Genomic DNA, 12,336 nt, shown 5'->3' on the forward strand with positions numbered 1-12,336 from the left:
CGATCGCGTTGTCAGTGCGCTCGATTACTGTGAGTGAGCATTGATCGACCGTTCGCACAGGGGGAAGACATGGCACACACCAACCAGCAGAGCATGCGACGCGTCCTGCGCCGCGAGATCGCGGGCACCATCGGCCTGCTGGCCGACGAACACGACTTCACCGCGATGCGGCGCTACCGCAGTTTCGCCTTCGACGACCACACGACCTACCTCCGACAAGTGGAAGCCCTGCTCAGGACCCTCTCCGCGCAGGGCAACCACACCACGGTCGCCCTCTTCGACCCCGAGGAGTACGCCGAGTTCTGCGCCGACACCGGCCTCGAACCCGACACCCCCTCCAGCCGCACCCGCTTCACCGCCGAGCTGGCCGCGACGGGCGCCGCCGTCCCGTACGAGGGACAGCCCCTCGCCGAACTCGTCCCCGACCTGATCGACGAAGCCGTCCGCCTCGCCACCTGGGAGTACGCCACCACACGCCTCGCCCAGATCGGCGACTGCGCCTCCTGCGGCGAGGACATCGGACGCGCGGCCTTCTCCCGCGCCATGCACCTGCTCAAGCGCATCCTCGACAGCGCCGGCCCGGGCGAACGCCACCTCGTCTGCAGCGTCTCGGCCGAACCCCAGGCGCTGGCATCCGTCCTCCACGCCGACCAGGACACCGAAGGAGCCACCCGGCTCGACGAGTCCGAAGCCCTGGAGTTCGCCACCGTCCTGGCCCTCGGTATGGCCACCCGAAGCCCTGGCGGACTCGTCATGCGCACCACCGCCCCGGACCGGACCGAGCGCGTCTACGGCTGGCGTCTGCGCGGCGACGACCTCGAACCCCTGACCGCGGGAGAGGTCTTCGACGCCTACTGCACGGACATGGAGTCCGGAGACCTCGTCTCCCCGGAGTCCGGCGTCGACTACTGCGCCCCGCCCGACCTCGGGGGCGACCTCGGCAAGGAAAGCCCGGCCACCCACGGCCACACCCACTGAACGGGCGAGGGGCGCCCCACCCGAAGGTGAAGCGCCCCTCGACGCCGGCCGGTCCGCACCGGCTACTCGCCCGACAGCACCGCCTGCGCCGCGCCACGCGCCTCTTCGGCCGTGTCCGCCGCACGCGCGGCAGCAGCGGCCCGCTCGCACTGCGCCAGCGTGTACTTCGCCAAGGTCGCCCGCACATACGGAATCGACGCCGCACCCATGGACAGGGAGGTGACACCCAGACCGGTCAGCACACACGCGAGCAGCGGATCCGACGCCGCCTCACCACAGACACCACAGCTCTTGCCCTCGGCCTTCGCCGCCTCGGCGGACAGCGCCACAAGGTCGAGCAGCGCCGGCTGCCACGGGTCCTGCAGCCGTGACACCGCACCCACCTGCCGGTCGGCCGCGAACGTGTACTGCGCGAGGTCGTTCGTCCCCAGCGAGAGGAACTCGACCTCCTGCAAGATCGACCGCGCCCGCAGCGCCGCCGACGGGATCTCCACCATGGCCCCGAACTTGGCCCGCAGCCCCGCCTCACGACAGGCGTCGGCGAACGCCTTGGCGTCCGTGCGGTCCGCGACCATCGGCGCCATGACCTCGAGGTAGACCGGCAGGCCTTCGGCGGCCTTCGCGAGCGCCGTCAGCTGCGTCCGGAGCACCTCGGGGTGATCGAGGAGCGTCCGCAGGCCACGTACACCGAGGGCCGGGTTCGGCTCGTCGGCCGGGGTGAGGAACTCCAGCGGCTTGTCGGCGCCGGCGTCAAGCACCCGTACGACCACACGCCCTTCGGGGAAGGCCTCCAGTACCTTGCGGTACGCCTCGACCTGCTTCTCCTCGGACGGCGCCGCCTTGCTGTCGTCCAGGAAGAGGAACTCGGTCCGGAACAGACCGACTCCCTCGGCCCCGGCCTCCACGGCCGCCGGCACATCAGCGGGACCACCCACATTGGCCAGCAGGGGAACCTTGTGCCCGTCGGAGGTCGACCCGGGCCCGCTCGACGCGGCCAGCGCGGCCTTCCGCGCCGCCGCGGCGGCCTCCAGTTCGGCCTTCTTCTCCGCACTCGGGTTCACGAAGATCTCGCCGGTGCTGCCGTCCACGGCTATCACCGTGCCCTCGGCGAGCTCCCCGGCACCCGGCAACGCGACGACGGCGGGCACCCCGAGCGCCCGCGCCAGAATCGCGCTGTGACTGGTCGGCCCACCCTCCTCGGTGACGAATCCGAGGACGAGCGTCGGGTCGAGCAGCGCCGTGTCCGCAGGCGCCAGGTCACGAGCGATGAGGACGTACGGTTCGTCGCTGTCCGGTACGCCCGGCATCGGAACCCCGAGCAGCCGGGCGACGATACGATTCCGCACATCGTCGAGGTCGGCCACGCGACCCGCGAGGTACTCGCCGGCCCCGGCCAGCAGCGCCCGATACGCGGCGAAGGCGTCGTAGACACCACGCTCCGCCGTGCTCCCCACGGCGATACGTCGCTCCACATCCGCCATCAGCTCCGGGTCCTGGGCCATCAGGGCCTGGGCCTCCAGCACGGCCTGGGCCTCACCTCCGGCCAGATTGCCGCGCGCTGTCAGATCGGCGGCCACCGCGTCCACGGCCTTACGGGCACGCCCCTGCTCGCGCTCCGCGTCCTCCGCAGGAATCTGCTTGGCGGGCGGCTCCAGCACCGCCGTTCCCATGTGCCGAACCTCGCCGATCGCCACACCGTGGCTCACACCGACGCCTCGCAGCGTTGTCTCCATCTCACCTGTCTCCGATAGTGCGGCGGATCCCGCCGCCGCGGTGGTTGTGGAACTTGCCATCCGGTACGGCCTCGAGGTCACCGCCAGCCGAAGAGCGTGTCGCCGGCCTTCACCTCGCCGTCCTCACGGAGCTCCGTGAGGGAGTCGGCCGTGGCCTCCAAGGCCACCACAGGACAGATCGGCGACCTGCCCGCGGCCTCCACGGCTGCCGGGTTCCAGCGCACCACGGCCTGACCCCGTCGCACGGTGTCGCCCTTGTTCACGAGCAGCTCGAAGCCCTCACCGTTCAGCTGCACGGTGTCGATACCGAGGTGCGTCAGCACACCGTGCCCCTCGCCGTCCACCACGACGAACGCGTGCGGGTGCAGGGAGACGATGACCCCGTCCACGGGAGCGACGGCCTCCCCTGCCTCCCGCACGGGATCGATCGCCGTGCCGGGGCCGACCATCGCTCCCGAGAACACGGGATCCGGTACGGCGGCCAGTCCGATGGCGCGTCCTGCGAGAGGGGACGTCACGGTGGTCATGGGAAGCCTCCCAGGTGGAGATCTATGAGGACACCGTCCCGCTTGTACCGGGACGGCGCGCTGAGCAGCAGGGTAGGTCAGATGAAGTACCCGTTCCGCACGATAGCTCCGCATCAGAGGTCTAGACCACCCCTCCAAGCGATTTGCACGGGCTCAGCGGCCCGATGTAGAGTCGTACACCTGCCTCGGGGCGAGCGGCACTTTGTGTCCGACCCCGGCAGCATCGAACTCGTTCAGATCGTTCAGATCCTATCCCGGGATCGTCTTCTGCATGTCTGCAGGATGGTGGTCAGGGGGCCGGAAAAACACTGATAGAGTGTGAAACACCGAAGGGAAGCGCCCGGAGGAAAGCCCAGGGAATAACTTGGGTGAGTACAAAGGAAGCGTCCGTTCCTTGAGAACTCAACAGCGTGCCAAAAATCAACGCCAGATATGTTGATACCCCGTTCCCGGCCGGTCATCGGTTGGGGCGAGGTTCCTTTGAAACAAACACAGCGAGGACGCTGTGAACCATCGGATCATTCCTCCGGTGGTTCCGCTCTCGTGGTTTGCACCCGATTACGGGTACACATTCACGGAGAGTTTGATCCTGGCTCAGGACGAACGCTGGCGGCGTGCTTAACACATGCAAGTCGAACGATGAACCACTTCGGTGGGAATTAGTGGCGAACGGGTGAGTAACACGTGGGCAATCTGCCCTTCACTCTGGGACAAGCCCTGGAAACGGGGTCTAATACCGGATACAACCACTGCAGGCATCTGTTGGTGGTGGAAAGCTCCGGCGGTGAAGGATGAGCCCGCGGCCTATCAGCTTGTTGGTGAGGTAACGGCTCACCAAGGCGACGACGGGTAGCCGGCCTGAGAGGGCGACCGGCCACACTGGGACTGAGACACGGCCCAGACTCCTACGGGAGGCAGCAGTGGGGAATATTGCACAATGGGCGAAAGCCTGATGCAGCGACGCCGCGTGAGGGATGACGGCCTTCGGGTTGTAAACCTCTTTCAGCAGGGAAGAAGCGAAAGTGACGGTACCTGCAGAAGAAGCGCCGGCTAACTACGTGCCAGCAGCCGCGGTAATACGTAGGGCGCGAGCGTTGTCCGGAATTATTGGGCGTAAAGAGCTCGTAGGCGGTCTGTCGCGTCGGATGTGAAAGCCCGGGGCTTAACCCCGGGTCTGCATTCGATACGGGCAGACTAGAGTGTGGTAGGGGAGATCGGAATTCCTGGTGTAGCGGTGAAATGCGCAGATATCAGGAGGAACACCGGTGGCGAAGGCGGATCTCTGGGCCATTACTGACGCTGAGGAGCGAAAGCGTGGGGAGCGAACAGGATTAGATACCCTGGTAGTCCACGCCGTAAACGGTGGGAACTAGGTGTTGGCGACATTCCACGTCGTCGGTGCCGCAGCTAACGCATTAAGTTCCCCGCCTGGGGAGTACGGCCGCAAGGCTAAAACTCAAAGGAATTGACGGGGGCCCGCACAAGCAGCGGAGCATGTGGCTTAATTCGACGCAACGCGAAGAACCTTACCAAGGCTTGACATACACCGGAAACGGCCAGAGATGGTCGCCCCCTTGTGGTCGGTGTACAGGTGGTGCATGGCTGTCGTCAGCTCGTGTCGTGAGATGTTGGGTTAAGTCCCGCAACGAGCGCAACCCTTGTTCTGTGTTGCCAGCATGCCCTTCGGGGTGATGGGGACTCACAGGAGACTGCCGGGGTCAACTCGGAGGAAGGTGGGGACGACGTCAAGTCATCATGCCCCTTATGTCTTGGGCTGCACACGTGCTACAATGGCAGGTACAATGAGCTGCGAAGCCGTGAGGCGGAGCGAATCTCAAAAAGCCTGTCTCAGTTCGGATTGGGGTCTGCAACTCGACCCCATGAAGTCGGAGTTGCTAGTAATCGCAGATCAGCATTGCTGCGGTGAATACGTTCCCGGGCCTTGTACACACCGCCCGTCACGTCACGAAAGTCGGTAACACCCGAAGCCGGTGGCCCAACCCCTTGTGGGAGGGAGCTGTCGAAGGTGGGACTGGCGATTGGGACGAAGTCGTAACAAGGTAGCCGTACCGGAAGGTGCGGCTGGATCACCTCCTTTCTAAGGAGCATCTAGGTCCCGTCAAGGGATCCAGGGCCATAACGCAGGCGAGTGTTCTGCGGTGGTTGCTCATGGGTGGAACGTTGATTATTCGGCTGGTTTTCACGGGTCGGAGGCTGTTAGTACTGCTCGCAAGAGTGTGGAAAGCATGATCTCCGGGCGGGAGTCGGCCGGGCACGCTGTTGGGTGTCTGAGGGTATGGCCGTATGGCTGCCTTCAGTGCCGACCCCGGTGTACTCGCTGGCTTGTGCCGGCGGGGTGGCGGGTGGTTGGTCGTTGTTTGAGAACTGCACAGTGGACGCGAGCATCTGTGGCCAAGTTTTTAAGGGCGCACGGTGGATGCCTTGGCACCAGGAACCGATGAAGGACGTGGGAGGCCACGATAGTCCCCGGGGAGTCGTCAACCAGGCTTTGATCCGGGGGTTTCCGAATGGGGAAACCCGGCAGTCGTCATGGGCTGTCACCCATACCTGAACACATAGGGTATGTGGAGGGAACGCGGGGAAGTGAAACATCTCAGTACCCGCAGGAAGAGAAAACAACCGTGATTCCGGGAGTAGTGGCGAGCGAAACCGGATGAGGCTAAACCGTATACGTGTGAGACCCGGCAGGGGTTGCGTATGCGGGGTTGTGGGATCTCTCTTCTGTTGTCTGCCGGCAACAGGACGAGTCAGAAACCGTTGATGTAGACGAAGGACATGCGAAAGGTCCGGCGTAGAGGGTAAGACCCCCGTAGTCGAAACGTCAGCGGCTCGTTTGAGAGACACCCAAGTAGCACGGGGCCCGAGAAATCCCGTGTGAATCTGGCGGGACCACCCGCTAAGCCTAAATATTCCCTGGTGACCGATAGCGGATAGTACCGTGAGGGAATGGTGAAAAGTACCCCGGGAGGGGAGTGAAATAGTACCTGAAACCGTGTGCCTACAAGCCGTGGGAGCGTCGCGTTGAGTACTTGTGCTCAACGTCGTGACTGCGTGCCTTTTGAAGAATGAGCCTGCGAGTTTGCGGTGTGTTGCGAGGTTAACCCGTGTGGGGAAGCCGTAGCGAAAGCGAGTCCGAACAGGGCGATTCAGTAGCGCGCTCAAGACCCGAAGCGGAGTGATCTAGCCATGGGCAGGTTGAAGCGGAGGTAAGACTTCGTGGAGGACCGAACCCACCAGGGTTGAAAACCTGGGGGATGACCTGTGGTTAGGGGTGAAAGGCCAATCAAACTCCGTGATAGCTGGTTCTCCCCGAAATGCATTTAGGTGCAGCGTCGTGTGTTTCTTGCCGGAGGTAGAGCACTGGATAGGCGATGGGCCCTACCGGGTTACTGACCTTAGCCAAACTCCGAATGCCGGTAAGTGAGAGCGCGGCAGTGAGACTGTGGGGGATAAGCTCCATGGTCGAGAGGGAAACAGCCCAGAGCATCGACTAAGGCCCCTAAGCGTACGCTAAGTGGGAAAGGATGTGGAGTCGCACAGACAACCAGGAGGTTGGCTTAGAAGCAGCCACCCTTGAAAGAGTGCGTAATAGCTCACTGGTCTAGTGATTCCGCGCCGACAATGTAGCGGGGCTCAAGCGTACCGCCGAAGTCGTGTCATTCCAGCATGAGGGCCAACGCCCGCTGGGATGGGTAGGGGAGCGTCGTGTGCCGGGTGAAGCAGCCGCGGAAGCGAGTTGTGGACGGTTCACGAGTGAGAATGCAGGCATGAGTAGCGATACAAACGTGAGAAACGTTTGCGCCGATTGACCAAGGGTTCCTGGGTCAAGCTGATCTGCCCAGGGTAAGTCGGGACCTAAGGCGAGGCCGACAGGCGTAGTCGATGGATAACCGGTTGATATTCCGGTACCCGCTGTGAAGCGTCAAACATTGAACCAGGCGATGCTAAGTCCGTGAAGCCGCCCCGGAGCCTTCGGGCAAAGGGGAGTGGTGGAGCCGACGAACCAGACTTGCAGTAGGTGAGTGATGGGGTGACGCAGGAAGGTAGTCCATCCCGGGCGGTGGTTGTCCCGGGGTAAGGGTGTAGGACGTCAGGTAGGTAAATCCGCCTGGCAATAGTCTGAGACCTGATGCCGAGCCGATTGTGGTGAAGTGGATGATCCTATGCTGTCGAGAAAAGCCTCTAGCGAGTTTCATGGCGGCCCGTACCCTAAACCGACTCAGGTGGTCTGGTAGAGAATACCGAGGCGTTCGGGTGAACTATGGTTAAGGAACTCGGCAAAATGCCCCCGTAACTTCGGGAGAAGGGGGGCCATCACTGGTGATCCGATTTACTCGGTGAGCTGGGGGTGGCCGCAGAGACCAGCGAGAAGCGACTGTTTACTAAAAACACAGGTCCGTGCGAAGCCGTAAGGCGATGTATACGGACTGACGCCTGCCCGGTGCTGGAACGTTAAGGGGACCGGTTAGCTCACTTTCGGGTGGGCGAAGCTGAGAACTTAAGCGCCAGTAAACGGCGGTGGTAACTATAACCATCCTAAGGTAGCGAAATTCCTTGTCGGGTAAGTTCCGACCTGCACGAATGGCGTAACGACTTCTCGACTGTCTCAACCATAGGCCCGGTGAAATTGCACTACGAGTAAAGATGCTCGTTTCGCGCAGCAGGACGGAAAGACCCCGGGACCTTTACTACAGTTTGATATTGGTGTTCGGTTCGGCTTGTGTAGGATAGCTGGGAGACTGTGAAGCTCGGACGCCAGTTCGGGTGGAGTCGTCGTTGAAATACCAGTCTGGTCGTGCTGGGTGTCTAACCCGGGTCCGTGATCCGGATCGGGGACAGTGTCTGATGGGTAGTTTAACTGGGGCGGTTGCCTCCCAAAGGGTAACGGAGGCGCCCAAAGGTTCCCTCAGCCTGGTTGGCAATCAGGTGGTGAGTGTAAGTGCACAAGGGAGCTTGACTGTGAGACCGACGGGTCGAGCAGGGACGAAAGTCGGGACTAGTGATCCGGCGGTGGCTTGTGGAAGCGCCGTCGCTCAACGGATAAAAGGTACCCCGGGGATAACAGGCTGATCTTCCCCAAGAGTCCATATCGACGGGATGGTTTGGCACCTCGATGTCGGCTCGTCGCATCCTGGGGCTGGAGTCGGTCCCAAGGGTTGGGCTGTTCGCCCATTAAAGCGGTACGCGAGCTGGGTTTAGAACGTCGTGAGACAGTTCGGTCCCTATCCGCTGCGCGCGCAGGAATATTGAGAAGGGCTGTCCCTAGTACGAGAGGACCGGGACGGACGAACCTCTGGTGTGCCAGTTGTTCTGCCAAGGGCATGGCTGGTTGGCTACGTTCGGGAGGGATAACCGCTGAAAGCATCTAAGCGGGAAGCCTGCTTCGAGATGAGTATTCCCACCCACTTGATGGGGTAAGGCTCCCAGTAGACGACTGGGTTGATAGGCCAGATATGGAAGCCTGGTAACGGGTGGAGTTGACTGGTACTAATAGGCCGAGGGCTTGTCCTCAGTTGCTCGCGTCCACTGTGTTGGTTCTGAAACCACGAACAACCCCACGTCTGTCACAGAGCGTGGTGCGGTTGAGTGTTTCATAGTGTTTCGGTGGTCATAGCGTGAGGGAAACGCCCGGTTACATTCCGAACCCGGAAGCTAAGCCTTACAGCGCCGATGGTACTGCAGGGGGGACCCTGTGGGAGAGTAGGACGCCGCCGAACTCCTTTTTGAGCTCTGGCTCTTGGGCACACTGCCCAAGAGCCAGAGCTTTTTTGCGTTGAGGTAGGGTCAGGGGGCATCGTTGGCTCATTTCCCACAGGAGGCCCCCGGGTGGAGGTACAGGAGACCCGGGTCCAGACGGACCGGGTCCTCACCATCCCGAACATTCTCAGCATGGCGCGGCTCGTTGGTGTGCCCGTCTTCCTGTGGTTGGTTCTCTGGCCCGAGTTCGGCGGCCCCAAGGTCGACGGCTGGGCCTTCCTGGTGATCGCTCTCAGTGGCGTCAGCGACTATCTGGACGGCATGCTGGCGCGGCGCTGGAACCAGATCAGCAGTCTGGGCCGGCTTCTCGATCCCGCGGCTGACAGGTTGTACATTCTGTCAACTCTGGTGGGACTCACCTGGCGCGAGATTCTGCCATTGTGGTTGACCGCTGTACTGCTCTTGCGGGAACTGGTCCTGCTGGTGATGGTGGGCATCCTCAGACGGCACGGCTATCCGCCACCGCAGGTGAACTTCCTCGGCAAGGCGGCCACGTTCAACCTGATGTACGCCTTCCCGTTGCTGCTCCTCAGTGACGGAAGTGGATGGATCTCGTCACTCGCTGCTATTTTCGGATGGGCGTTCGCCGGATGGGGTACAACCCTGTATTGGTGGGCAGGAATCCTCTACGTGGTTCAGGTCCGCCGACTCGTCAGTGCGGACGCCATGGCCGATTGAGCCCGCCAGTGGGCGGCCGTTAGTGGCTCGATGGCCCGCGTCGGAAAAGTGCGGGACAATCTGGACGGGTGAAGTCGGCTAGACCGTCTCTTCAAGGAGGACGCTTCCGACATGAAGGCCGTCGTGATGGCCGGAGGCGAAGGCACACGCCTTCGCCCCATGACCTCGAGCATGCCCAAACCGCTCCTGCCCGTGGCGAACCGCCCGATCATGGAGCACGTACTGCGGCTGCTCAAAAGGCATGGGCTCAACGAGACCGTCGTTACTGTCCAGTTCCTGGCGTCACTCGTCAAGAACTACTTCGGGGACGGCGAGGAGCTCGGTATGGAGCTCACCTATGCCAATGAGGAGAAGCCACTCGGTACCGCCGGGAGCGTCAAGAACGCCGAGGAGGCGCTGAAGGACGATGCCTTCCTCGTCATCTCCGGCGATGCCCTCACCGACTTCGACCTCACCGAGCTCATCAATTTCCACAAGGAAAAGGGTGCGCTCGTCACCGTCTGCCTGACACGGGTACCGAATCCTCTGGAATTCGGTATCACGATCGTGGACGAGGAAGGCAAGGTCGAGCGATTCCTGGAGAAGCCCACCTGGGGCCAGGTCTTCTCCGACACCGTCAACACGGGCATCTACGTGATGGAGCCCGAGGTCTTCGACTACGTCGAGGCCGACGTCCCCGTCGACTGGTCCGGCGACGTCTTCCCGCAGCTGATGAAGGAGGGCAAGCCGGTCTACGGCTATGTCGCCGAGGGCTACTGGGAGGACGTCGGCACGCACGAGAGCTATGTGAAGGCCCAGGCCGACGTGCTGGAGGGCAAGGTCGACGTCGAGATCGACGGGTTCGAGCTCTCGCCCGGCGTGTGGATCGCCGAAGGTGCCGAGGTGCACCCCGACGCCGTGCTGCGCGGGCCGCTGTACATCGGGGACTACGCCAAGGTCGAAGCCGGCGCCGAGATCCGTGAGCACACCGTCGTGGGCTCGAACGTCGTCGTGAAGAGCGGGGCCTTTCTGCACAAGGCCGTGGTCCACGACAACGTCTACATCGGACAGCAGAGCAATCTGCGTGGCTGCGTGGTCGGCAAGAACACCGACATCATGCGCGCCGCACGGATCGAGGACGGCGCGGTGATCGGTGACGAGTGCCTCGTCGGCGAGGAATCGATCATCCAGGGGAACGTGCGCGTCTACCCCTTCAAGACGATCGAGGCCGGCGCATTCGTCAACACCTCGGTCATCTGGGAGTCCCGAGGGCAGGCCCATCTGTTCGGTGCGCGGGGCGTCTCCGGCATCCTCAACGTGGAGATCACCCCCGAGCTGGCCGTGAGGCTCGCGGGGGCCTACGCGACGACGCTCAAGAAGGGCTCCACGGTCACCACCGCCCGTGACCACTCCCGAGGCGCCCGCGCGCTGAAGAGGGCGGTCATCTCGGCGCTGCAGGCCAGCGCCATCGACGTACGGGACCTGGAGAACGTACCGCTGCCGGTGGCGCGGCAGCAGACCGCCCGGGGCAGTGCCGGCGGGATCATGATCCGGACGACGCCGGGGATTCCCGACTCCGTCGACATCATGTTCTTCGACGGACAGGGCGCGGACCTGTCGCAGGCCAGTCAGCGGAAGCTGGACCGGGTGTTCGCGCGGCAGGAGTACCGGCGCGCGTTCCCGGGCGAGATCGGGGACCTGCACTTCCCGGCCAGTGTGTTCGACTCGTACACCGGGTCGTTGCTCCGGAACGTCGACACGACCGGGATCGCCGAGTCAGGGCTCAAGGTCGTCGTGGACGCGTCCAACGGTAGTGCCGGTCTGGTGCTGCCGAGTCTGCTCGGCAAGCTGGGCGTCGACTCGTTGACGATCAACCCGGGTCTCGACGAGTCGCGCCCGACGGAGACCGGCGACATGCGGCGGTCGGGGCTGGTGCGGCTGGGCGAGATCGTCGCGTCCTCGCGGGCCGCGTTCGGCGTCCGGTTCGACCCCGTCGGTGAACGGCTGTCGCTCGTCGACGAGAAGGGCCGGATCGTCGAGGACGACCGGGCCCTGCTGGTCATGCTCGACCTGGTGGCCGCCGAACGGCGGAGTGGACGGGTCGCGCTTCCGGTGACGACCACCAGGATCGGTGAGCAGGTCGCCGCCTATCACGGCACACAGGTCGAGTGGACGACCACCTCGCCGGACGACCTCACGCGGGTCGGCGGCGACGAGACGACCATCTTCGGCGGTGATGGGCGCGGTGGGTTCATCGTGCCGGAGTTCAGCAGTGTCTTCGACGGGACGGCGGCCTTCGTACGGCTCATCGGACTGGTGGCGCGGACGCAGCTCACGCTCAGCCAGATCGACGCGCGGATTCCGCGAGCGCATGTCCTGAAGCGGGATCTGGCCACTCCGTGGGCTGTCAAGGGCCTCGTGATGCGCCGGGTCGTGGAGGCGGCCGGAAGCCGTTTCGTGGACACCACCGACGGGGTGCGGGTCGTGGAGACCGACGGGCGGTGGGTGATGGTCCTGCCGGACCCGGCCGAAGCCGTCACGCATCTGTGGGCCGAGGGGCCCGACGACGCCTCCGCGCAGTCCCTGCTCGACGAGTGGTCGGCGGTCGTGGACAGCGCCGGCCGCTGAATCGCATCGCACGCGCGCGTGCCGGACAAGTGCCC

Annotated in this window: 5 protein-coding genes and 3 rRNA genes; 6 read left to right on the forward strand and 2 right to left on the reverse strand. The window is 63.5% G+C overall.

The features are described 5' to 3' along the window. Positions 1 to 69 precede the first annotated feature (69 nt). Positions 70 to 978: a hypothetical protein gene (locus K1J60_RS37470; protein WP_220650088.1), complete on the forward strand. Its 909-nt coding sequence runs from the start codon at positions 70 to 72 to the stop codon at positions 976 to 978. Between the two features lie 62 nt (positions 979 to 1,040). Here K1J60_RS37470 and ptsP read toward each other — a convergent pair whose 3' ends face one another. Then, positions 1,041 to 2,711, reverse strand: coding sequence for a phosphoenolpyruvate--protein phosphotransferase (gene ptsP, locus K1J60_RS37475; RefSeq protein ID WP_220650089.1), 1,671 nt, complete (start codon positions 2,709 to 2,711; stop codon positions 1,041 to 1,043). Between the two features lie 77 nt (positions 2,712 to 2,788). Next, entirely contained in the window at positions 2,789 to 3,238 is a 450-nt protein-coding gene (locus K1J60_RS37480; RefSeq protein WP_220650090.1) for a PTS sugar transporter subunit IIA, read from the reverse strand. 571 nt (positions 3,239 to 3,809) lie between these two features. Between K1J60_RS37480 and K1J60_RS37485 the strand changes: the two genes are divergently transcribed. From K1J60_RS37485 to K1J60_RS37505, 5 genes are all read left to right on the forward strand, one after another. Beyond that, positions 3,810 to 5,336 (forward strand): 16S ribosomal RNA (locus K1J60_RS37485). A gap of 312 nt (positions 5,337 to 5,648) precedes the next feature. Further along, positions 5,649 to 8,770: ribosomal RNA gene (locus K1J60_RS37490) — 23S ribosomal RNA — on the forward strand. Between the two features lie 89 nt (positions 8,771 to 8,859). Next, a 5S ribosomal RNA gene (gene rrf, locus K1J60_RS37495) occupies positions 8,860 to 8,976 on the forward strand. Together the 16S, 23S and 5S rRNA genes form the textbook arrangement of a ribosomal RNA operon. Positions 8,977 to 9,085: 109 nt before the next feature. Further along, on the forward strand, positions 9,086 to 9,694 hold the full coding sequence (locus K1J60_RS37500; protein WP_033528917.1) for a CDP-alcohol phosphatidyltransferase family protein: 609 nt from the start codon (positions 9,086 to 9,088) through the stop codon (positions 9,692 to 9,694). 111 nt (positions 9,695 to 9,805) lie between these two features. Continuing rightward, entirely contained in the window at positions 9,806 to 12,301 is a 2,496-nt protein-coding gene (locus K1J60_RS37505) for a mannose-1-phosphate guanyltransferase (protein WP_220650091.1), read from the forward strand. Positions 12,302 to 12,336: the final 35 nt, after the last annotated feature.

Origin of the sequence: Streptomyces akebiae, assembly GCF_019599145.1 — a bacterium.
GTDB lineage: Bacteria > Actinomycetota > Actinomycetes > Streptomycetales > Streptomycetaceae > Streptomyces > Streptomyces akebiae.